The following is a 22,426-nucleotide window of genomic DNA, read 5'->3' on the forward strand; positions in this document are numbered from 1 at the left end:
TTTTTGATAAACTTAATGAGAATTGTTTGCATTCGTAATGTAAACTCTTGCTGCTGCTCGCTCAATCAAGGGTATTTGGAATCACTCTTAAGCAGCGCTGGATAATCGCGAACAGGGGTATTGGTAATGAACGCAAAAATGATGAGGGCAATCCGGGTGTTTACCCGTACCGTGGAGCTGGGTCGAATGGGTGCGGCCGCTGAGGACCTGCACATGACCACCTCGGCGGTCAGTCAGCAACTGCAGAAGCTGGAAAGTGATCTGGGCCTCAGCCTGTTCAACCGCAACACCCGAAATCTGGTGCTCACGGAGGCCGGCAAAATTCAATACCAGTGCTGCCGCACCATGCTGGAAGTGGCCGAGAAGGCGCGGGAGGACATAGAGCAGCTGCAGGGCACCCCCTGCGGCACCTTGAAAGTCATAGCACCGGTGGGCTTTGGTGCGGGCCTACTCAGCGAGCCGCTCAAGCAGCTCACGCGGGAGTTTCCCCGGTTACGCCTGGACCTGAGCTTCGGTGACGAAAACCCGGACCTGATTGCCGCGGGCGCGGACCTGGCGCTGTGCATCGGCCCATTGGCCGATTCTTCCCTGGTAGCCCGACATCTGGTGGACTGGCATTTTGTGCTGTGTGCCGCGCCGGGGCATGCTCAACTGGCAAAGCCGATTGAACGCCCCGAGGGCCTGAGCGGGGAGGGTTACATTGCACATACCGTGCGCGAACGGCGATTCAACGACAGGCTGACCCACCACCTTACCGGCGAGGCGCTACCGCTACCCCGACCGCGAATTCGGGTGAATAATATGCAAGTGGCGATACAGCTTGTTCAGGATGGCGTGGGCTACGGGCTGCTGCCCGAGCCGGAGGTGCGGGAGGCGCTGCGCAGCGGCCGATTAATACAACTGTTACCGCAGTGGCGGGCACCCAGCTTCAGTGTTCATGCCCTGGCCCCCAGCCGCGACACCATGCCCGCGAAAACCCGCGCCGTCATCGACAGTCTGCAGCAGTGGTTTGACGACATATCAGAGGCCATGCCGGAGGTGGGGTGAGAGAGAAGCCTGGAGCCGAACGAGTCAAGCGGCACCGGCTTGCCTGGATTCCTGGGTCGCCATCCAGAGTGCAAAGGCATCTTTGTCACAGGGACGATGGAGACCAAAGCCTTGAGCGTAGCCGAAGCCAAGATCGGTAACGAAATCCAGCTGCTCGCGGGTTTCGATGCCTTCTACGATGGAGCGCAGCTTGAGCACCTTGGCCAGCTCCAGTACGGTGCGGGCAATCTCCTGGCTCTTTTTGGCGGAGTGGATTTTCTCAATAAAGCTCTTGTCCAGCTTAATGCCGTCCACAGGGAGGGTGCGCAGGTAGCTCAACGACGAGTAGCCAGTGCCGAAGTCATCCACGTAAATGCGGATTCCCAAATCGCGCAACCGATTCAGAATTTTGCTCGCCTCTTCGTCGCGTTCGATCAACACGCCCTCCGTGACCTCCAGACTGAGGTTTCGGCCGCTCAGCCCATAGGCTTGCAGGGTTTGCTGAATAAACGGCACCAGGTCAACCTGAAAGAACTCTTTGGGTGACAGGTTGACACTGATGGCGAACTCGCAGGGTACAACACCATTGGCCCGCCACTGCTGAAGCGCGGCGCAGGCCTGGGTGAGCATCTGGCGACCAATGTCGCCAATCAGCCCGGCCGCCTCGGCTACGGGGACAAAGTCTTCCGGGCTCATGACGCCCAGCTCGGGGTGGTGCCAGCGACACAGCACTTCACAGCCGCTCGGATTACCCGTCGGCACATCGGTGATGGCCTGAAAGTGGGCTTTCAAGTCCTGATTCTGAAGCGCTTTGCGCAGCTCGGTTTCCAGTCTGGCTCTGGAACGCTGCTCATTGCTGAGTGCCTGATCATAAATAAAGTAGGTGCCCTTCCCTGCCTCTTTGGCTTTATACAGAGACAGGTCGGCCTTACGAATCAGCGTATCCGCACTTTGCTCCTGGCCGGATTCCAGGGTAATACCGACGCTGGAGCCCACATCAAACTCAGTGCCACTCACAGTAAACGGCCGTCGTAGGCTTTCCAGAATGCGCTCGGCCAGGCTGGCGGCTGCGTTGTGGTCAGCCACGTGCTCGGCAAGCAAGATAAACTCATCGCCGCCGAACCGGGCCAAGGTATCTTCAGGGCGCAGCTGATCCTGAATGCGCTGAGAGAAAAGCCTCAATAAGCTATCGCCCACCTGGTGGCCATAGCTGTCATTAATGGTTTTGAAGTTGTCGATATCCATAAGCAACACAGCAAAAGGGGCTGGGTGCCGGCGAGTGCGGTGAATGGTCTGAGACAGACGATCCAGAAACAGCTCGCGGTTGGCGACGCCGGTGAGCTTGTCATGGAACGCACTGTGCTGAAGCTCTTTTTCCATGACTTTGCGGTCGTGGATATCCCGTCCGTAACCGAAGTAAAGGGTCTCCCAGTCCACTTTGACAAAACTCCACTCGACCCAACGGTGACTGCCGTTGGCGGTTTTGGTGCGGGCATCAAAGCTGACGTGGTTTTCTCCGTGAGACAGTAGACTGTTGATCTGCTTGACCACTTCAGGGCGGTCACCGTCACAAATAACGCTGAGAAATCGGCTGCCCCCCATGTCTTCGGGAGTTCGGCCCAGAATACGACTGGCTGCTGGGTTAACCTGCAAAAAGCCTCCCTGCTGGTCCAGGGTGCAGAGGATATCCGGTGAGATAGCAAAGAACTGCTCCAACTGCGCCTTCTGATAGGCGTTTTGGAAGGACTCCTCCCGCAGCCGACGGATCAACTGGGACAACCGTCCGGCCTTGTCCAGGCTGAAGATCAGGGCCAGAACGCAGCCGACCAGGATAGCGCTGATCAGTGCCCCCGCCCAGGTAATCCCCTCAATGTGCTCGTTGTCCGCTGCCGATTCCATGGTGTCATGCAGCCCTATCAAGGCATTGCCTCCCAGCACCACCAACGACAGGGTGATGAGGGCTACGAGCGCGACGATCACGGCGGTCAGTTTTTTGCCCGGCATAGGGGTATTAACCTCTCCAGTATTTGGTGAGTGTTGGGGTGATATGGGTTATTGGGGGAGTCTTACAAACGATTGGATGGTCAACATAGTAACATAAAGATGAATAATGCGCCACCCCGGTGCAGAAGTGCCGGTTTTCTGCCGGTGTGGTGAGGTGTCGGGGTGAACCGTTGGTTTACGGCGGGTGTGGAGTTCAGTTGGGTTTTGGGGTTGCGTTACGGCGGATGCGCCTTCGGCTTATCCGCCCTACGCGGCCTGCCGTGCTATCTGCCGTAACCACACTTTTCGGTCAAGGTTTGTAGGCCTTGATGGCCTTGTCCTGATGGTTCTGCTTTTTGAGTTCGGCGGCGATGTCGGATTTGGTGGCTTCGGCCAGTTCGGTAATGTGATCGTTGAGGCGCTGGATGTCAGCCACCTGGTCGCGGAAAGCCTGCTCCTGGCCGGCCTTGGCCACTTCGATCAGAAACTCCCCGTCATTGACCTTCTCTAACAGCGCTTCACGCTCTTCGCTCAAGGCCGAGAACTCGTCCCAACGTCCGGTTTCGGCCAGAGCCTGCAGGGTTTCAATGTGAGCCTGAAGCTGGTTCAGGGGCGCCAGGAGGTCATCGTCTCGGGTCATTGATGGGCCTTTACAGGAAGTTGAATAAGTTCAGGTTGCTGACTTTGACGAAGGTCTGTTGGGCGGCGCTCAGGATAAAGCTCTGCATCTGCAGGCGGGTGGAGGCCTCCGCAACGTCAACATCGCGCACCTGGCTGAGCAGCTCTTCGCTTTGCAGCTTGGTGTCGCTATTGAGGTTACGGACACTTTCCAGGGTATTCAAGCGCGCGCCGATTTCGCCCTGCACTTCGGATACCCGGTCGAGTCCGGTGTCCAGGTTGGTGAGGGTTTTCGCCACCAGCTCACGCATGTTCTCCTTTCCTTCATCGGTACCATCGTAGGCGTGCAGGGCCTCGCTAAAACGCGACAAGGTGGTGAGCAGGCCCTGCTTGTCGGTGCTGCGCACCTGGAAACCGTCCCCCGGAACCGCCAGCTCGCCGTTGGTGGCGGTGGTGCCGGCGTTCTGGGTGGCGAAGCCAAAGGCCGCGTCAGTGTTAGCGGTGCCGCTGCGCACTGTTAGGTTCTGGCCGTTGGGCACCTGCAGGCCGGTGGCGTCCACCGTAATGCCCAGATTCGCCAGTTTGTCGGCATTGTCGGCCGCACCGCTGCCGCCGACGGTCTCCACAGAGCTGGACAGGGCCGCCGCCAGATCCGCAGCGTTATTCACCGCTTGGTCCAGCACCAGAGTTTCGGTTTTTCCGCCCACGGAGAGGGTGATGGTTTCCGGCCCGGCACTGAAGTCCGTCGGGGTCACGGCGCCAAAGTCCAGAGTGCTGGGCACCGCCGCTTCGCCGCTGTAAGGCTGGCCACTGACGGTAAACTGAATGCCGTTCAGCTCGATGGGTTCGCCGGACCGGTAAGGGGCGTTCTCTACCAGCACCCGCCCTTTATCATCGGTAATGGTGTAGTTGGCAGCGGCCGGCGTAACATTTTCCGGCGCGTTGAAAGTGATCTCCATACCGCGCGGAGAAAACTTGTCGAACGCTTCCTGATCGACAATGCGGCCGACGCTGATTTTCGCCGGGGGCACCGCCAGGTTGTCGCTGTTCGCTCGGGTGTTAAAGGTATTGTGGCCGCTGGGCACATCCACGAACAACCGCTTGCCGGAATCCGACACCGGAATGGTGACCGACTCCGAGAGCTGAATATTCAGCTGCCCCTCATCGCCCTGATAGGTAAAGTTGCCCTGTCCTTCGTCCACAAATGGCGCTTCGCCGCCCTGGTGGCCGCCAAACATGTACTGTCCGGAGGCGTTGCGGCTGTTTTGCAAGTTGAGCAGCTCTTCAATGCGGGTATCCACTTCCGCTGCCAGGGCTTTGTAGTTACTGGCATTTAGGGTACCGGTATTACCGGCCTGGACGGTCAGCTCTTTGATACGCTGGATGACGTTGACGACCGCTTCCAGCGCCACCTCTTCCTGATCCAGGCTGTTCTCGGCGGCATTGATGTTTTTTTCATACTGCTCCAGACGCCCGAGATTCTGGGTCAGGCGCAGAATGGTTACCGCCGCCACCGGGTCGTCCGCCGGACTCAGCACCCGCTTGCCCGTGCTGATCTGTTCGCTGGTTTTATTAACCGCGGACTGGGCATCGCGCATGCCGATGTCGGCGATATTGTAAATCTGTGAGGTGGAAACGCGCATGGGTAAAACCTCAGTCAGATGGAATTCAACAGGGTGTCAAACAGGTCCCGCGCGACGCTGATCACCCGGGAGTTGGCGTTGTACACTTGCTCGTACTTGATCAGGTTGGCGGCCTCCTCATCAAGATTGACGCCGCTGATGCTGTCACGCAGGCTCTGGGTCTGCTGCATCAGGCTCTCCGCCGCCTGGCGATTGCTTTTGGCCGAGGCGCTTTCTGTGCCGACTTTTTCCACCAACTGGCCGTAGGCATCGCTCAGGCCCAGCTTCCCGTCGCCGAGAATTTTGGCGGTTTCTAGAGAGGCCATGGCCAAGGCGTTGCGGTTGTCGTTGGTGGCGTCGTCATTGAAGTCCAGGGTAAAACTATCGCCCGCCTTCGGCTGACCTTTAATCACGGCCTGATAGCCCAGAAACGCCGACGGTGCAAAATCCTCCGCATCGCTGTCGCCAAACAGCTGGCTGCCCGAAGGGGCGGTCTGCAGCTCAATGCCCTCGCCCATCACCAGATCCACCCGGCCACCGACGGTGACCTGGGATTGCTGACCCGCACCGGTGCCGGTCAAACGCACGTCAGGGTTGCCGGTGCCGTCGTTGACGCTCAGCTGGTTCTGGCCTGCGGCGCTTGCCTCCAGCCGAACATCTATATCCACCCCGGAGGAGTTCACCACTCGCAATTCCAGCTCGCCGGTGACCGGATTGGCGGCGGCCTCGGCGCGGAAGCCCAAGGCCTTGAGGTTGTCGTTCTCTTCAATGCGCTGGGCCAGGTAGTCCTGAAACGCCACCGGATCGGTCTGCGGATCGGGCACAGCGCCGGAGAGTACGCCGCCGTTGTACTCCAACAGCGCTTCACCGTTCAGGGTTATCTGGAACGGTGCGCTGGTGTCGTCAAAACGGAAGTCCGTCAGGGTCGCGCTGGTAAATGCATTGGCGGATACCCCCGGCATACGGCTGAGCTCATCCGCCAGCAGGCCGGCAGACATGTTCGGCTGCGTGACCACGATGCGAGTGCTTGTGTTACCGGTTTGCGGATCGGTGATCCGGAAGCGCAGTTGCTCGACCGGATAGCCATTGGGCTGCGCCGGGTCGCCGGCGGGAATGCCGGTCTGAGCGGTGCGGCCGTCGGGTAGGCCAAGCCGGGCACCGTCACCGGTGACGCGGGTCTGCCCCAGGTCTTCCCCAAACAGGGCGTTATCCTGCCCCGGCACAAAGCGCTGCTCTCGCACCGGAGGCTCCAGGTGCTTGGGGTTGGCCGGATCCGAGTTGTCCAGAATGTCGTAGGTGGTTTCCGAGGTGAAACGAACTAACAGCGGCGGTGACAGTTGGCCGTCGGTGGCGAAGGCCGGCAGAATCTCGCCGTTGGCGTCCACCTTGCTCAGCACTTCACCCTGACTGATGGTCCCGGTACCCGCATTGGCCGTATCGGCATTGGTGCGCACCGGAGAGGCAAACGCCAAATCCTCCGGGCGGCTCAGCCGGGTCTCCATAAAGCGCGCCGCATTCTTGGTCGGCTGTAGAGTGAAGGTATCGTTGCCCTGGAAGGATCCGCCCTCAAGGGTCACTTTCAACCCGTCAAATTCGAAGCTTTGCGGATAGCTTCCGGTCAGGGAGCCCTGACTGACAATCTCGTTGTCGCTTTGGCGGGTGATAACGTAGTTGTTGGTGTTATCCAGAATCTTGAAGTCATAATCGCTGGCGCTGAGCTGACTGATGTCGGTAATCTCAATCGACATCCGCCGGTCGTCCGGGGCGGCGTTATTGCCGGACACAAAGCGGTCACCGATCAGCTCCGGATCGTTAATGTCGCGAAACAGCCGTTGGCCGTAGTCGCCGTCCAAGTCCAACCCTTGCAGTTGTTGCTGGTTAAAACTCTCTGCCACGGCCATGGACACCCGGCCGAGCTCATTTTTGGCGGTTTGCAATACGCCGTGCTGGAAGTCCACCAAGCCACCGAGCTGACCGCCAGACAATTGATCCGTCACATCAAAGCGCCGCTGGCCTTTGCCCACGGTCACTTCGCCGGCGTTGCTAACTTCAAACTGATTCGCCGAGGTGCCCACCACCAGAGCTTGCCCCTGCCCCAAAAACACATTGACCGTGTTGGGGCCTTGCTGCACAGCCGTAATGCCCACCAGCTCGGACAGTTTGCGTAGCGCTTCGTCCCGTTGGTCAAGCAGGTCATTGGGGTCGTTCCCGGTACCCGGCAGGGCTTTTTCCGCAATGGCCTGGTTGAGATCGGCAATGTTCTGCGCGTAGTCGTTAATCTGGACGGTCAGAGAGTCCATTTCCCGAATGACATTGCGTTCAATGTCCGCCAGGCGGTCATACAGGGTATTGAACCGGTTGGACAGACTTTCCGCCTCGGTGACCACCAACTGCCGCGCCGGGGAGGACGACGGATCGTCCGCCGCATTCTGCACCGACGCAAAAAAGCTCTTCAATCCGCCCGCCAGACCGGTGGTTTCGTCGGCGAACAGACGGTCGATTTTCTGCAGATTACCGCTGTACTTGTCCAGAGAGTTAAAGTTCGTCGTGTCCGTACGCAGTTGCTGCAACACAAACTGGTCGGTAATGCGCGCAATGGACTGAGTGCTCGCACCGCTGCCCACATAGCCCGCACTACCCAAACGCTGTTCCGGCCGCGCCACGTCTTCGGTGCGCTGGCGAGTGTAGCCCTCGGTATTGGCGTTACTGATATTGTGACCCGCCGTGCGCAAAGCCGCCTGGCTGACGCGCAAACCGGAGATGGCGGTATTCAGTATTCCGGACATGGTGGCTTACCTATCAGGCATCGTTCGGGTTAGGGGCGTCATTGCGAACCACGGTCATCAGCGGTTCGGTGCGCATCAGGGTCTTCAGTTTTTCCGCGTAGGCGGGGTCGGTCGCATAGCCCGCGTCCTGCAATCCTTCCACGTAGCGCTCCGCATCGTCACCGGCTTTCAGAGCCTCCTGATAGCGCGGATTGTCCTGCAGGAACTGGACATAGTCGGTAAAGCTCTGCTCATAACTGTCATAGCGACGGAAATCCGCCCGCTCCACTTGCGGCAAGCCGTGGCGGTATTCAATGGTGGAGACGTTGATGCGATCCCCTTCCCAGCGTCCGTCGGCTTTGATATTGAACAGATTGTGGCTGTTGGAACCGCTGCCGGTATGAATCACATGCTGACCCCAACCGGTTTCCAGTGCTGCTTGGGCAATCAGTGCCTGTGGGGCCACACCAAGCTGCTCCGCCGCTTTAACCGCATGGGGCCGGATGCGCTCCACAAACTCGGCCGGGCTGTTCGCCAGAGGGGCTTTGCCGCCAGTGACCGGGGCGGTCGGAACCGAGAGGTTAGACTGACGTTCCAGCCGGCTGGTATCCATGGATTCCGCTTTCTGCGGTTTAAGCTTGTCGCCGTAGGCCCTTTCCATCTGTTGATACAACATTTCCGCCAGACCGAGACCCCGGCCTTTGGTCAGTTCCAGGGACATCTGCTGGTCGAGCATTTCCTTGTGGAACTTGCTCTCCTCGCTGCTGAACAGACTGTCTTTGCCAAACACTTCGTTGGTAGCGCGCATCTGTTTGAACATCTGATGTACAAACATGGACTCAAACTGGCGAGCCACTTCCCGCAACGCCTCCGGGTCGCCGTTGCGACCTTTGGCGCGCAGGGCTTCCATGCCGTCGTTGTTCAGCAGACTGTCCTGCACTTGCTGACGAACGTGTGTTGTATCGAGCGGAATCATCAGATCACCATCAACTGGGCTTTAAGTGCACCGGACTGTTTGAGCGCTTCCAGAATGGCCATCAGGTCACCGGGAGAGGCACCGACGTTATTCACCGAGCGAACAATATCTTCCAGCGTATTGCCCGGTGCGAACTTGAACATCGGGTTGGTTTCTTCGGTGATTTCCACATCACTGCCCGGCAGAACAACGGTATCGCCTTCGCCCAGTGGGTTGGGTTGCACGGCGGTATAGTCTTCCGAAATGGAAACGGTCAGATTGCCGTGGGTGACCGCCACCGGGGAGACGCGCACATGCTGGCCCACCACGATGGTACCGGTGCGTGAATTGATAACCACCTTGGCCGCTTCCTCACCGGGCTCGACCTCAATGTTTTCCAGCAGGGAAATAAAATCTACCCGATGTGATGGATCCTGAGGCGCACTGACCGAGACCGACACCGCATCCTGGGCGCGGGCGACATCCGGCCCCAGCATTTCGTTGATGCTCTGGACGACCCGGTTGGCGGTGGTGAAATCCGCACGGTTCAGGTTGAGCACCACCGGCTGTCCGGAACTGAAATTGTTTTTGACCTCTTTTTCTACCGTGGCACCACCGGGGATGCGACCCACGCTGGGGACGTTGACGGTAATCCGGGAACCGTCCCGACCTTCAGCGCCAAAGCCACCCACCACCAGGTTGCCCTGAGCCAGAGCGTANACNTGGCCNTCNGGGCCTTTCAGGGANGTCATCAACAGNCTGCCGCCGCGCANGCTNGTGGCATTACTGATGGAGGACACCGTNACATCNATGGTCTGGCCGGGTTTGGCAAAGGCCGGCANTTCCGCCTGAATCATCACCGCGGCGACGTTTTTGGTCTGCACCCGNGTACCCGGCGGAACGGTGATGCCAAACTGCTGCAACATGTTGTTGAAGGATTGAATGGTAAACGGCGACTGGTTGGTCTGATCCCCCGTGCCATCCAGACCGACNACNAGGCCATANCCCACCANTTGGTTGGAGCGCACGCCGGCGACCGTGGCGATGTCTTTGATACGCTCGGCCTGAGCCAGGGTACTGGCCACTGCCAGCAGGGNCGCGATCAGAATACGATGGATCATGGAAAATCCTCTCACAGGTTCAGCCTCGCTCAGAATGGCCAGTAACCGCTGTTAAAAAACCGGGACAACCAGCCCATGGACTGNGAGTCCGCCAGGGTGCCGGTGCCGCTNTAGGAAATCTGGGCATTGGCCAGCCGNGTGGANGGNACCGTGTTATCNGGCGATACGTCGTCNGGCCGAACNATGCCGCTGATGCGAATAAATTCATCGCCGCGGTTGATGGTNATCCACTTNTCNCCGCGNACCACCAAGCGCCCCGTTGGGNANNACNTCCGCTACGGTCACGGTNATATTGCCTTNCAGNCTNTTGCTNTGATCGGCNCCNGCNTCNCCNCTGAAGGNACGGTTCTGNCTCAGNTTGGTNTCNANCGTGTTNCCGCGAAAACTNGGGTTNGTACCCAGCAGCGGNCCNGCGTTGAAATCCAGNTCNCTTTCNTTGTCCACNGAAACNCCGGANCTNTTNCTNGANACNGTNCGNTCGGNNAGNGTCACNGTGATGATGTCGCCGACGTTCAACGCCTTGCGGTCGGTNTACANCGCCATNCCATAGTTNCCNTGNTACAGNGANCCTTCGGTNCGCTGNGGCACNCTNGACGCNGTNGGNATGGTNGCCGCGTANTACGGNTCGCCNGGCACCGGCCGNTCGTANGTNANNCACGCCGACACGCTCNCNNCCAGCAGNAGCANNGCANCNCGGGCGANCAGTTTGNTGGCAGCAGCGNATCAGNGCNNCGGTGAGTCATGGCAGAAGGCCTCGTTACANNGTCTGGTTAATGTACTGNAGCATCTGGTCCGCGCTGGANACNACNTTGGAGTTCANCTCNTANGCGCGNTGNGTGGAAATCATATCCACCATTTCCTGCACGATGTCCACATTGGAGCTCTCCAGCATGCCCTGCTTGAGNGACCCCATGCCCTCTTCCGACGGCGCCCCAATCACCGGNTTGCCACTGGCCACGGTTTCGACATAGAGGTTGCCACCGATCGCTTCCAGACCGGACGGATTGATAAAGTCCGCCAACTGAATCTGACCGATTTCCTGAGGCTGCGGATCGTCGGTGAAGTGCGCGGAGACGATGCCGTCTTCACTGATATTGATCTGGCTGGTGTTCTCCGGAATCACGATACCCGGTTCAATCAACAGGCCACTNTTGGTGACCAGCTCCCCTTCGCCGTTGATCTGCAGCTGACCGTTGCGGGTNTANGCCAGATTTCCGTCGGGCTGAAGTACCTGGATAAAGCCGCGACCATTGATGGCCACATCCAATGCCTGNTCGGTCACTTCGAGNCTGCCNGGNGTAAATTCTTTCTGCGTCGCGACAACTCNNACNCCGGTGCCCAACTGCAAACCGGAGGGCAACTCNTTGTTCTGGTTGGCAAGGCCGCCGGGCTGGCGCTGGGTTTGATACAGCAGGTCCTCAAACACCGCACGGTCGCGCTTGAAACCCACCGTGCCCACGTTGGACAGGTTGTTGGAGATGGTGGTCAGTTGTTTGTCCTGAGCACTCAAACCGGTTTTGCTGACATACAGTGCTGCGTGCATGGTGTGTTCTCTCTGTCGGGTATCTGCTTCAGTGCTTGCCGCCTTGCGGCAAAGTTTTTCCGCCTTGGGCCCTAAATCCGACCCTTGGCATTACGTTACTAACCGTTTTGCAATAGCCGTGCCGAGGTTTCCGAATTCTGCTTAACGGTCTGCATCAGCTTCAGTTGCATTTCGTACTGACGAGACAGGCTGAGAATCTGGGTGAACTCGTTCACCGCGTTGACGTTGCTGCCTTCCAGAAAGCCGGTGGCCACACTCACCTGGGCATCGGCTGGCGCGGGTACGCCACCGTCCAGACGGAACAGGCCGTCCTCACCTTTGGACACCTCGGCCAGGTCCGGATTGACCAGCTTGATCCGGTCAATCTCCACCATGGCCTCGGGNCCCAGACCTTGAGCCACAATTGACAAGGTGCCATCGGTGCCGATTTCCAGCTTTTCCAGCGGCGGCAAAGCGATCGGACCATCGTTGCCGATGACCGCCAGGCCACTGCCGTTGCGAAGAATACCCAGGGGATCAATGTGCAGGCCGCCGGCGCGGGTGTAAGCCTCGGTGCCGTCCGGTGCCTGAACGGCGATAAAGCCATCGCCCTGGACAGCAATGTCGTGATCCCGCCCNGTNGCNTTCATGGGCCCGGGCTCAAAATTCGTGGCCGGCCGCTCGGTCAGGGCATAGGCGCGGGTGGGATGACCATCACCGTAGTACACCGGCATGCTGCGGGCCTGAGCGAAGTCCGCCCGAAAACCGGTGGTGTTCAGGTTGGCCATGTTGTTGGAGTGGTTAGTCTGCGCCAGCATATTGTGCTTGGCGCCGGTCATGGCGATGTAGAGCGCTTTATCCATGGTGTATTCCCCCGATGGGTGCGGAAAAATTGTCGCTTTTTGGGCCGTTGGGGGATGTTTTGCAAGATGGGTGCCAGANTGNCGGAAAATCGTGGTCAAGGGGTTGTGTGGTGGTGAAGNGCGTNGGGCACCCATNTGGTGCCGTGTTGTCCGGAGGGCGTNTGGTGGTGTTTGGTGGATGGTGGGGTNACGGCGGATGCGCGCTTTGCGCTCCGAGGCGTCGGACCGATCCGCCCTACGCAAACTGNCGTGCGATCCGCCGTTACCCCACTTTCGTTAANCCCGNTTANCGCAGGTTAATGATGGTCTGGGTCACCTGNTTGGCGGTCTCGATGGTTTTTGAGCTCGCCTGGAAGTTACGCTGGGCAATGATCAGGTTCACCAGCTGAGTGGACAGATCCACGTTGGACTCCTCCAACGCGCCGGCATTGACCGTNCCCAACTGGGCNGTGCCCGGNGNNCCGATCACCGGCTCACCGGAGTCNGNNGTTTGCACCCANGAGGTGTCNCCCACCGGNNTCAAGCCTTCCACGTTNTTGAAGTTGGCCAGNGCCACCTGTCCGAGAACGTCCGCTTCGCCATTGGTAAAGCGCGCNAAGATGGTACCGTCTTCACTGATATCCACCCCNGACANGCGCCCAGTGGTGTANCCGTTNTGATCCTGCTCTTCCACACCAAAGTCGGTGCCGAACTGGGTGGTGCCATCCAGAGAAATCTGGAAGTTNGANCTGCTGGGCGGCTCNGTNACCGGNANCTGNCCNCCNTGNANCACGTTNAGAGGGCCCNAGNGCNCCGGCGGCNGNNCCNTCNTCNTTGTTNGGNNTCCAGTTGGAAATCANCATGTCNTCNGTCANGTCNTCATTNAGCGANCCATCNCTGTTGAAGTGNACATTGAACGACGCCATGGTCGGCTGAGAGTTCTCCGGNGCCGGCAGNGACGGGTCCGGNTCGCCAACGTTCTGGCCATCCACCTGCACGTACATCATCCACTGGTTGGGNGAGGTNTTCGGATCCGCCGGGTCGTAGGGCTGNCGNACNAAGTATTGCTCCAGGGTATGCGGATTACCCAGGCTGTCGTAGATGGTTGAGGTNGTGGAGTGGTTGTAGGTGCGCTGATCGTTCGGNTCAAACGCGTTGATGGCCACNTCGTTAAAGCTGTCTTCGGTCAGNGGGGCNAACAGGTTACCGACACTGGGTGTNGTNCTGTTCAAGCTNATNCCCTCGTCCATCAGNACGTTCAAACTACCCCCGATCACTACGTCGGTGCTGTTGGTGTTCACCGTCTGAGTACCCGTNCCGGTACGACCAATCACATCCAGCGTGCCGGGAGGCTGAATGCCAGTAAAACCAAAGCGCAGATCAGTGCCCACACGGGATACGATCTCCAGATCACCGGTGCTGTTCACCTGGGCACTGATGCCGGCCAACTGGGAGGTNCCCANATTGTTGATTTCGTTNGCCAGNCCATCNANTGTGGTGGAGTTCAACTGCACNCCGTTAAGNGNGAANTTGTTGTTNCTGTTGTNAAACGAGCCNCCCACNATAGTCGCCTCGGTNCGCGCTGAGGCGGTAATNCCNGGNAGNGCNTTCANCTCNGANGCGGTNTTNGCNGCAGAGGCNCCCTCTTCGCTGGTGAAGTTGACGATATCACCATTTTCACGGAGGAACTCGAAAATCTGTGCCTGGTATCCGTTGCTGACNTCNGGTAAGCCGGGGTCGGATGCCGGTGCNCCCGTTAGCGCGGTGGACAGCGGATTGGCGCCGGTCACATTGTTGATATCCAGCGTGGAGTTGACCCCTTCGGTNAGATCCTGAAACAACAGGTTACCGCCGTCGGCCACTGCCTGGACNTTGATCGGTGCNGCGGCACCAAAAATCTGNCTGTTGATCAGATTGGCAATGTCTTGCACGGAGTTGGCGGTGGAGGANTCCAACGTTATGGAAACAGTGCCGTTACCAGAGGCCGGCTGGGACCCGCTCAGTTGAATATCAAATGTCGTGTTCTGCGCTCCAAAGTCAATGGGCACTGCTATGGCACCCACATCCGTGGTGGTGGAAGTCGCTTCTTTGAGGCCAGTCTGTGCAATGCCCATCGCGGCGCCATCGGTACTGAACTCCAGACCGCTGCTTTCCAGCACAGCCGCATTCGCATCCAGGTTGAAACGCCCTTCCGACACGGTGGTTTGCCGTGGAGCCTGTACGCTGACATCCACTTGCAGATCGCTCAAGGTGCCATTCAGGTTGCCTGCGTCATCAGCGGCAAAGCCCTGCAGGCGAGCGCCATTGTTGGCCACCATAAACCCCTCATCGTCCAGACCGAAGGCGCCGGCNCGAGTGTACTGTCGGTCCCCACCATTGCTGGTGACAAAGAAACCCGTGCCGTTAATGGCCAGGTCCAGAGAGTTGTCGGTAAACACCCGATTACCCTGACTGAACTGCTGGCGAATGTTTTGTAGGTTTACACCACTGCCGGGGGTGTTGGCCGTAGTGCCGAGAATACTACCGGCGTAGATATCACCGAACTCCACTCGGGACGACTTGAAACCGGTGGTACTGGCGTTGGCAATATTATTACCGGTGACGTCCAGGTCGGAACTGGCGGCGCGAATGCCACTGAGCGCAGTATTGAAAGGCATGGTTTTATCCTCGTCTTAACACCGTGGAGCGTTTAGTTGAATTGTTTGACGTCGCCGAGATTGACGGCACCGATTCCAGCGAGATTCAGCGTCAACTGACCATCATCTCCCAGAGTGACACTNTTNACATTGGCACTGAGTGCAGTCTCGAGCTGTTCGCGATCGCCGTTTTGCATGGCGAGCACTTCAAAGCGGTAATCTCCGGCNGGCAAGGGCTCTTCACTGCCCACCCAATCGAGCAGNTCGCCATTAATCTCCATATTCTGACCGTCCCAGCGGAACGCCANCTCACCTTCCGGCTGAGCACCCANAGGCACTTTGGAAACCAGCTCACCGGAGGGGTTGTAAACGTTCAGTTGCATATCACTGGCGGAACTTTCCAGATTCACCGAACCGCTGATAATGCCGCCTTCAAACAGCTGCGTGGTTTCCGAGGGCACCGTAACCTGACGACCTACCAANGAGGACGCTTGCAACGCCTGATTGGACATGAAGGAACCGCTGAAATCTTCGAATTTGCTATTCAGACGCTCCAGCCCTTCAACGGAGCTGAACTGCGCCAGTTGCGCGATAAACTCGCCGTTATCCTGCGGCGACAGCGGGTCCTGATTGTTCATCTGGGTGATCATCAGCTCCAGAAAAGCCGACTGCCCCAACTCATTGGTTTTTTCCTCATCCTTGTTTTTGTTGGCAATGTTCAGATTGCTCAGGATGCTGTTGGCGGCGTTGTCGTTGTTGACCTGATTCATGGCTCGATACCTTCAGTAAGTCCAGTCAGTCCTTATTGACCCAGGGTCAGCGCACGCTGAACCATCTGCTTGGCGGAGTTCATCACTTCCACGTTCATCTGAAACGAACGGGAGGCGGAAATCATGTTGGTCATCTCTTCCACCGGATTGACGTTCGGGTAAAACACATAACCCTCTTCNTCGGCCTGGGGATGATCGGGCTCGTAGCGACGCTGCAGCGGCGCATCACTTTCCACAATGCCCATCACCTGAACACCGCGGCCAGCCGGCTCTTCCGCCCACTGGTTCCCGCCCTGCATTTGCAGCTNTGCATCNCGCTGCATCTGGGCAAACACCGGCTGACGGCTGCGATACACCTGATCCACGCTGGAGCTGGCGGTCTGGGCGTTGGCCAGGTTGCTGGCGGTGGTGTTCATGCGCACGGTCTGCGCGTTCATGCCGGAACCGGCGACATCAAAAATATTGACCAGAGACATACCTTAACTCCCCTACCCGTTTACTCGCCGCGCAGCGCGCTGGTGAGNCCTTTGAATTTNCCGTTCAGGAACTGAAAGCTGGCCTGAAAATCCAGGGCATTTTTCATGTATTCCGCGTGTTCGATGTGCTCTTCNACCGTGTTGCCATCAATGGAGGGCTGCTGGGGTACCCGGTATTTGGCATCCGGGTGGCCGGNTTCTTCAAAGCCNCTCAGGTGCCNGCCGTGNGTGGCCGCGAGATTCACGCCCGAGCGCCCANNGGTCTGGGCTTCCAGCGCCTGCCGGAAATCCAGATCTTTGGCTTTGTAATTGGGGGTATCCACATTGGCCATGTTGTCGGCCAGCAGCTCCGCCCGCTGCGCACGCAGCTTGAACGCGGATTCGTGAACGCCCANGGCAGATTCGAAGGATATGGCCATTGGTTTTACTCCAAAGCGGCAAAGTCATTAACACTTACAAGGAGTANAGCAATGCCTGTGCCAACGCCANAAGGCCAACCANGAAGTTTTNTAACTNNTTGAAATAAAAGGAATTACTGGAAGTTAATATGGCTTGAACTACTTGCGTTGGACCAGGGGGATCCGGGGGAGAGAAAAAAGCGGTAAGGCCGGAGAGGCAAAGCGGCAAGGGTTTTCCGCTTGAGGAAAGGCCCGGGCCAAGGCGGCCCGGGCACCGCTCTTACACCACGCGTACGGAGACCACGTGCTCGACNGAGGAGACGGCCTGCACCACCGCTTCAGTGGGCGCCTGCTCCAGGTCGATAATGTTATAGGCAATCTCGCCCCGGCTCTTATTGACCATNTCAATCACGTTGATATCGTGGTCCGCCAGTACCGACAGCACATGGCCCAGAACGCCCGAGACGTTCTCGTTACAGAAGGTCAGGCGTGAACCCAGCTCGCCGGTGCGCTCCATGCTNACTTCCGGGAAGTTCACGGCGTTGCGGATGTTGCCGTGCTCCAGGTANCCCTTGAGCTGCTCGGCGGCCATNACCGCGCANTTGTCTTCNGCCTCNAGGGTNCTGGCGCCAATGTGCGGCATGGCGTAAACGTCATCCCGGGACAGCAGGCAGGGNTCCGGGAANTCGCACACGTACTGACGCAGGCGCTTCGCCTCCAGGCTACGGACAATCGCTTCCGGCTCGACAATGGCATCCCGGGCNAAGTTCAGCAGCACCGCNCCTTCTTTNACGGACTTGAGGGATTCGTCNTTGATCAGGTGTTTGGTNGCNTCAATGGCCGGCACATGCAGGCTGATGAANTCNGACCGGCTCAGTAGCGACTGCAGGTTGTCCGCCCGGCTCACCTGGCTGGGCAGGCGCCAGGCCGCTTCCACCGACAGCGCCGGATCNTAACCGACCACGTTCATNCCCAGCGCCAGGGCGGTTTCGGCCACCAGNGANCCGATCGCGCCCAGNCCCACAACGCCCAGGGTTTTGCCCATCAGCTCGGAGCCGGCGAAGTTGGACTTCTGCTTNTCCAGCAACTTGCTCATTTCNTCGGCATCGGTCATGTCGGTGAGCGTCTGAACGTANTTCATGCCCGGAATGATGCCGCGCGAGGCCAGCAGCATGCCNGCCAGCACCAGCTCTTTTACCGCGTTGGCATTGGCNCCGGGGGTGTTGAACACCACCACACCCTTCTTGGTGTAATCCGCCACCGGCACATTGTTGACGCCGGCNCCGGCGCGGGCCACGGCCCGTACGCTGGCNGGCAGAGACTCATCGTGCAGNTTGTGGCTGCGCAGNATGTAAGCATCCGGCTCATTGATGTCGCTGGCGACTTCGTAATGGTCACGGCCAAAGCGATTCAGGCCGTTGACGGAGATTTTGTTGTANGTCTTGATCTTGAACATAAGTCTTCCTGTCTTTGTCGTGTCGACGGGTTANCCGTCGTTGCGTCTGCCCGATCAGGCGGTTTGTTCGTAGGCCCAGGTCAACCAGGGCAGCAGCGCTTCAATATCGGCGGTTTCCACCGTGGCACCGCACCAGATACGCAGGCCCGGAGGTGCGTCGCGGTAGGCGCCGATGTCGTAAGCCACCCCTTCCTGATCCAACAGCTTGACCATGGCCTTGACGCGATCTGGCTCGGCATCCAGGGTAAAGCACACGCTGGTGTTGGAGACGGTGCCCGGCTCCTTGGCCAGGAATTCAATCCAGTCGTTCTGTTCAACGAAGGTGGACAGCACATCAAGGTTGGCNTCCGAGCGGCGAATCGCTTCGCTCAGGCCACCGATGCGGTCAATCCAGTCGAGCGCATCCAGGTAATCGGCCACGCAGAGCATGGAGGGNGTATTGATGGTTTCGCCGCGGAAAATACCCTCGATCAGCTTGCCATCTTTGGTCATGCGGAAAATCTTCGGCAGCGGCCAGGCCGGCGTGTAGCTTTCCAGACGCTCTACGGCACGCGGACTCAGAATCAGCATGCCGTGGGCGCCCTCGCCCCCGAGCACTTTCTGCCAACTGAAGGTGACNACGTCCAGCTTCTCCCAGGGCAGCTCCATGGCGAACACCGCCGANGTGGCATCGCAAATGGTCAGGCCCTGGCGATCATCGGCGATCCAGTCGCCGTTGGGCACTTTCACCCCNGAGGTGGTGCCATTCCAGGTAAAGATGACGTCGTGATCAAAATTGACCTTGGTCAGATCCGGCAGGTAGCCNTAGTCGGCTTCCAGCGGGGTGACATCCTTCAGCTTCAATTGCTTGGTNATGTCGGTCAGCCAGCCCTTACCAAAGGACTCCCANTGCATGACNTCCACCGGGCGCTGACCGAGCAGCGACCACATGGCCATTTCCACCGCACCGGTGTCNGAGGCCGGTACNACGCCCACCCGGTACCCTTCCGGCANGCCCAGCAGGCGGGCGGTATCTTCGCAGGCGCGCTTGAGCGCCGCCTTGCCCAGCCCGGAACGATGGGAACGGCCCAGGGTGGAAACATCCAACTGNCTNACGTCGTATCCCGGGCGCTTGCTGCAGGGACCGGAAGAAAAGTTGGGATTGCGGGGCTTGACCTGTGGTTGCATGGGATTCCTCGAACAGTTGACGGTTCTACTCTATAGGCCCGATGTCAGTAGCNGGTGANCGNTAGNCCGATCACCCAAACTCAGGCGCAAAACGCGGAATTGCCCGGACAGGNGAGAACCTGGCGGGAGTGTCCTGGATCAGAAAGCCGCCGATTATGCCAGTTAATGAGTCAAACCACTAGATGAAGCGGTGGGAAGNAAGGGNGAGGAAGAAATTGCAGACAAAAAAAAGCCCTTTACAGATGTAAAGGGCAAGAGGGAGACCTCGATGCATCAACCAGACATCGAGGGTGAGAGATCGTGGNGATTGACCAAGAGCGGCATGTTTGCCCTCTTCGGCGCNTCACCGGTCGAGACCACCCTGCCNCGACCACAAATTCTGTNTTNACTTTACTGAGGGCTGACAGCGCTGTCAACACCCTACTTCAACAAAACCTTAAANTCACAATCCTTTTGCCAGTAATCGCTGAANNAGTAGGATAAATTTTGGCATGTAACCGTTTACANCCTGTTTCTCCTACCCTGCTNATNTTGTAAGGCTGATTATNCCTGCCTTACNGCGATCANCGCTAACCNTCCTGNNCGCGTTTTNAAGTGACAATACCACATTTTTAAAAAAAAACAAAATGTTACCGGTTACAGNGCAAATACCCGCTATACTCGGATNACGGGNCGGCTCGCTCGGCNATCAATTCGCGAGCACAAACTGGTCAGAANTCCATCANNATGNATATTTTAACGCCACATTTGTGGGGTGATACGCCAGAATTATTGACAGCGCTGTCAACCGCTCGTAGACTCACTCCACTTTTCGATCGGGCAACCGATNATCCAAGAACAGCGACTGCCTGCCCCAACAGCNACAGGCTCGCAGGAACGGCACACAACGGGGACCACTATGAGCTTTATTCTGGTTGCGGATATTGGCGGCACCAACGCCCGCTTCGGTCTGGTTGAGATTGCCGGCGCCTGCGCNACNCCGCCCGACTTTACCGCCAAGCATCAGCACAGCCTGCGNTGTGCCGACTACCCCAGNCTGGATCAGATGGTCCACGCTTACGCCGAAGTGGCCGGGNTCGCCCTACCCGACTTTGCCTGTTTTGCCATTGCCGGCCCCATTCATAACGGCCGGGTGCGCATGACCAACCTGGACTGGGAGTTCGGCATCGACGAGCTGCGCGATCAGTTGGGCATGCGCGCCCTGGACGTCATCAACGANTTTGCCGCCCTNGCNTATGCCACCCCCCACCTCAAAGGTGACATGCTCAAGCCGTTGGTGACGGGTGAGACCGACGCNGAGGCNCCCATGCTGATTCTGGGGCCGGGCACCGGNTTTGGTATGGCGGCGCTGGTGCCCTGCGGCGACCGCTGGAAAATTGTCCCGACCGAGGGCGGACACACCAATTTCGCTCCGGGCAATGAGCGGGAAATTGCCATTCTCCAGAATCTCCTGAAGAAACAGGATCACGTGTCGGTGGAAACCCTGATTTGCGGCAAAGGCCTGGTCCGGATCTATCAGGCGCTGGCGGAGATCGACAGCGTAACCGTACAGAACTACGAACCGGCCGACGTGGCCGGCAAAGGTCAAAGCGGTGAAGACCCCCTGTGCCACGAAGCCCTGGAGCTGTTCTGCGCCATGCTGGGCAGCGCGATTGGCGATCGGGCGCTGTGCCTGGGCGCCCAGGGTGGCGTTTACATCGGCGGCGGGATTGCCCCCAAACTGGCGGATTTCATCGACGGTTCTGACCTGGTCAAGCGCTATCAGCACAAGGGACCCATGAGCGATTACGTGGGCCGAATCCCGCTCAATATCATCATGCACGACAAGTCTGCACTGATCGGCACCGCCGCCTGGCTGGTGGACAATACCGCGGAACTGAACGCCTGAGCGGCACCCCCTGGGTACCGCTCACTGCTCCTAACGCTTGTGCGTTATTGGTTTGCCGGTGGAGTCCCGACGAATCAGACTGGAACTCAACATACTGGCGGGCAGTTGAACATCCTTGCCTTTAAGCTGCTTCAACAGTAAGTCGGTCGCCTTCTGGGCCATGGCCTGAATCGGCTGACGAACCGTCGTCAGGGAGGGCCAGATCTGATGAGCCACCGGCGTATCATCGAAGCCGGCCACCGACAGATCTCCCGGGATGCGCAACCCCTTCTGATGCGCCACCATCATGACCCCGGCCGCCATGTCATCGTTGGCGGCAAAGATCGCCGTGGGAGCCTGCTCGAGGGCGAGCAACACATCAGCCGCCTCTTCGCCGGACTCGAACGAGTTAAACCCCTGCACTACCAGCGCCTCATCCAGAGGAATGTCATTCTCCACCAGAGCCGCCCGGTAGCCTTCAAACCGGTGGCTGACCGCCCGGTGATCCGGGTGCCCCGCCACAAAGCCGATACGCTCATGCCCGAGCGCAATCAGCTCGCAGGTCATATCATAGGCCGCTTCAGCGTCATTGGTTTCAACGTAAGGACTGATCGGCTTATCGATGGTCGGGGCAATACGCACGAAGGGCAACTGCCGCTCTTTCAACACCTCCAGAATTGGCATCACGTCCGACAATGGCGGCGTGAGGATAACGCCGTCGATACGGGTCTGNCGCATCAGATCCCGGATTTCCCGGCCGATGTCGGGGTCCTGNTGATTGCAGGGGTGAATCAGCACGTCGTACCCCTGGGAGCGGCAGGTCGACANCACNCCGTCCTGTACGTCGATGACGTAGTTGGCACTGGGGTTGTCGTAGAGCANACCAATCACATANGAGCGNTTTCCCGCCAGACTGCGCGCCGAGAGATTGGGNCGATAATCGAGCTCATCAATGGCTTTCAACACCTTGTCCCGCGTTGCCTGCCGAACGTTCGGCTCTTTGTTCACCACCCGGGATACGGTTTTTATAGAGACGCCCGCCAGGGCGGCAACATTGTCGATGGTCGCTTTGGCCACAGAGAGCTCCGTCGAAAGTAGCTGGAAGGCGCACTATCCTGAAAAGACGCCCCGTTGACAAGTGCCCCGCCCCGCNNGNGTCGCATTTTTCCCGGTCNTCCGGGNCACCGCCGACGCCAAGCAAG

At 58.5% G+C, this 22,426-nt stretch carries 18 protein-coding genes and 2 pseudogenes; 2 read left to right on the forward strand and 18 right to left on the reverse strand.

The annotated features are described in order from the left end of the window. The first annotated feature begins 126 nt into the window (after nucleotides 1-126). Nucleotides 127-1,047 (forward strand): LysR family transcriptional regulator, encoded by a 921-nt coding sequence (locus tag CMG77_RS02715; RefSeq protein ID WP_286807117.1) that lies wholly within the window; start codon nucleotides 127-129, stop codon nucleotides 1,045-1,047. A gap of 24 nt (nucleotides 1,048-1,071) precedes the next feature. Here CMG77_RS02715 and CMG77_RS02720 read toward each other — a convergent pair whose 3' ends face one another. The 17 genes and pseudogenes from CMG77_RS02720 to CMG77_RS02800 all read right to left on the reverse strand — a co-directional run bounded on the left by CMG77_RS02720 (nucleotide 1,072) and on the right by CMG77_RS02800 (nucleotide 19,357). Beyond that, nucleotides 1,072-3,030: a putative bifunctional diguanylate cyclase/phosphodiesterase gene (locus CMG77_RS02720; RefSeq protein ID WP_286807116.1), complete on the reverse strand. Its 1,959-nt coding sequence runs from the start codon at nucleotides 3,028-3,030 to the stop codon at nucleotides 1,072-1,074. Nucleotides 3,031-3,319: 289 nt separating this feature from the next. Beyond that, a complete protein-coding gene (locus CMG77_RS02725; RefSeq protein ID WP_286807114.1) occupies nucleotides 3,320-3,649 on the reverse strand; it encodes a flagellar protein FliT in 330 nt (109 codons plus the stop codon). 10 nt (nucleotides 3,650-3,659) lie between these two features. Beyond that, on the reverse strand, nucleotides 3,660-5,270 hold the full coding sequence (flgL, locus tag CMG77_RS02730) for a flagellar hook-associated protein FlgL (RefSeq protein WP_286807113.1): 1,611 nt from the start codon (nucleotides 5,268-5,270) through the stop codon (nucleotides 3,660-3,662). 14 nt (nucleotides 5,271-5,284) lie between these two features. Next, nucleotides 5,285-8,035, reverse strand: coding sequence for a flagellar hook-associated protein FlgK (gene flgK / locus CMG77_RS02735; protein ID WP_286807112.1), 2,751 nt, complete (start codon nucleotides 8,033-8,035; stop codon nucleotides 5,285-5,287). A 13-nt stretch (nucleotides 8,036-8,048) separates the two neighbouring features. Further along, the gene (flgJ, locus tag CMG77_RS02740; RefSeq protein ID WP_286807110.1) at nucleotides 8,049-8,990 is read right to left on the reverse strand and encodes a flagellar assembly peptidoglycan hydrolase FlgJ; all 942 of its coding nucleotides are present in this window, start codon (nucleotides 8,988-8,990) and stop codon (nucleotides 8,049-8,051) included. Continuing rightward, on the reverse strand, nucleotides 8,990-10,090 hold the full coding sequence (locus CMG77_RS02745; protein ID WP_286903566.1) for a flagellar basal body P-ring protein FlgI: 1,101 nt from the start codon (nucleotides 10,088-10,090) through the stop codon (nucleotides 8,990-8,992). Before CMG77_RS02745 ends, flgJ begins: the two co-directional genes overlap by 1 nt. 29 nt (nucleotides 10,091-10,119) lie before the next feature. After that, a complete protein-coding gene (locus CMG77_RS02750; protein WP_286903567.1) occupies nucleotides 10,120-10,338 on the reverse strand; it encodes a flagellar basal body L-ring protein FlgH in 219 nt (72 codons plus the stop codon). Continuing rightward, nucleotides 10,295-10,633 (reverse strand): annotated as a pseudogene (locus CMG77_RS02755) (flagellar basal body L-ring protein FlgH). The gene CMG77_RS02750 and the pseudogene CMG77_RS02755 overlap by 44 nt, the downstream one beginning before the upstream one ends. Before the next feature lie 214 nt (nucleotides 10,634-10,847). Next, a complete protein-coding gene (gene flgG / locus CMG77_RS02760; RefSeq protein WP_286903568.1) occupies nucleotides 10,848-11,633 on the reverse strand; it encodes a flagellar basal-body rod protein FlgG in 786 nt (261 codons plus the stop codon). Between the two features lie 98 nt (nucleotides 11,634-11,731). Continuing rightward, on the reverse strand, nucleotides 11,732-12,610 hold the full coding sequence (locus tag CMG77_RS02765) for a flagellar basal body rod protein FlgF (RefSeq protein ID WP_502691735.1): 879 nt from the start codon (nucleotides 12,608-12,610) through the stop codon (nucleotides 11,732-11,734). 151 nt (nucleotides 12,611-12,761) lie between these two features. Next, nucleotides 12,762-13,190, reverse strand: coding sequence for a flagellar hook-basal body complex protein (locus tag CMG77_RS02770; RefSeq protein WP_286903593.1), 429 nt, complete (start codon nucleotides 13,188-13,190; stop codon nucleotides 12,762-12,764). Continuing rightward, nucleotides 13,087-15,111, reverse strand: a pseudogene (locus CMG77_RS02775) (flagellar hook-basal body complex protein). Before CMG77_RS02775 ends, CMG77_RS02770 begins: the two are co-directional and overlap by 104 nt. 32 nt (nucleotides 15,112-15,143) lie before the next feature. Next, nucleotides 15,144-15,860: a flagellar hook assembly protein FlgD gene (locus CMG77_RS02780; protein ID WP_286903570.1), complete on the reverse strand. Its 717-nt coding sequence runs from the start codon at nucleotides 15,858-15,860 to the stop codon at nucleotides 15,144-15,146. Between the two features lie 32 nt (nucleotides 15,861-15,892). After that, nucleotides 15,893-16,336: a flagellar basal body rod protein FlgC gene (flgC, locus tag CMG77_RS02785; RefSeq protein WP_286903571.1), complete on the reverse strand. Its 444-nt coding sequence runs from the start codon at nucleotides 16,334-16,336 to the stop codon at nucleotides 15,893-15,895. 20 nt (nucleotides 16,337-16,356) lie between these two features. After that, complete coding sequence (gene flgB / locus CMG77_RS02790) at nucleotides 16,357-16,755, reverse strand: flagellar basal body rod protein FlgB (protein WP_286903572.1); 399 nt, start codon at nucleotides 16,753-16,755, stop codon at nucleotides 16,357-16,359. A gap of 259 nt (nucleotides 16,756-17,014) precedes the next feature. Continuing rightward, nucleotides 17,015-18,190: a 3-phosphoglycerate dehydrogenase family protein gene (locus tag CMG77_RS02795; protein WP_286903573.1), complete on the reverse strand. Its 1,176-nt coding sequence runs from the start codon at nucleotides 18,188-18,190 to the stop codon at nucleotides 17,015-17,017. 54 nt (nucleotides 18,191-18,244) lie between these two features. Further along, nucleotides 18,245-19,357: a phosphoserine transaminase gene (locus tag CMG77_RS02800; protein WP_286903574.1), complete on the reverse strand. Its 1,113-nt coding sequence runs from the start codon at nucleotides 19,355-19,357 to the stop codon at nucleotides 18,245-18,247. An 844-nt stretch (nucleotides 19,358-20,201) separates the two neighbouring features. Here CMG77_RS02800 and glk point away from each other — a divergent pair. After that, complete coding sequence (gene glk / locus CMG77_RS02805; RefSeq protein ID WP_286903594.1) at nucleotides 20,202-21,245, forward strand: glucokinase; 1,044 nt, start codon at nucleotides 20,202-20,204, stop codon at nucleotides 21,243-21,245. A 30-nt stretch (nucleotides 21,246-21,275) separates the two neighbouring features. On the opposite strand, the gene CMG77_RS02810 is transcribed toward glk, so the two are convergent. After that, nucleotides 21,276-22,301 (reverse strand): LacI family DNA-binding transcriptional regulator, encoded by a 1,026-nt coding sequence (locus CMG77_RS02810; RefSeq protein ID WP_286903575.1) that lies wholly within the window; start codon nucleotides 22,299-22,301, stop codon nucleotides 21,276-21,278. Between the last annotated feature and the right edge of the window lie 125 nt (nucleotides 22,302-22,426).

The sequence above is a fragment of the Marinimicrobium sp. genome (genome assembly GCF_002695945.1).
In the GTDB taxonomy this organism is placed as follows: domain Bacteria; phylum Pseudomonadota; class Gammaproteobacteria; order Pseudomonadales; family Cellvibrionaceae; genus Marinimicrobium; species Marinimicrobium koreense.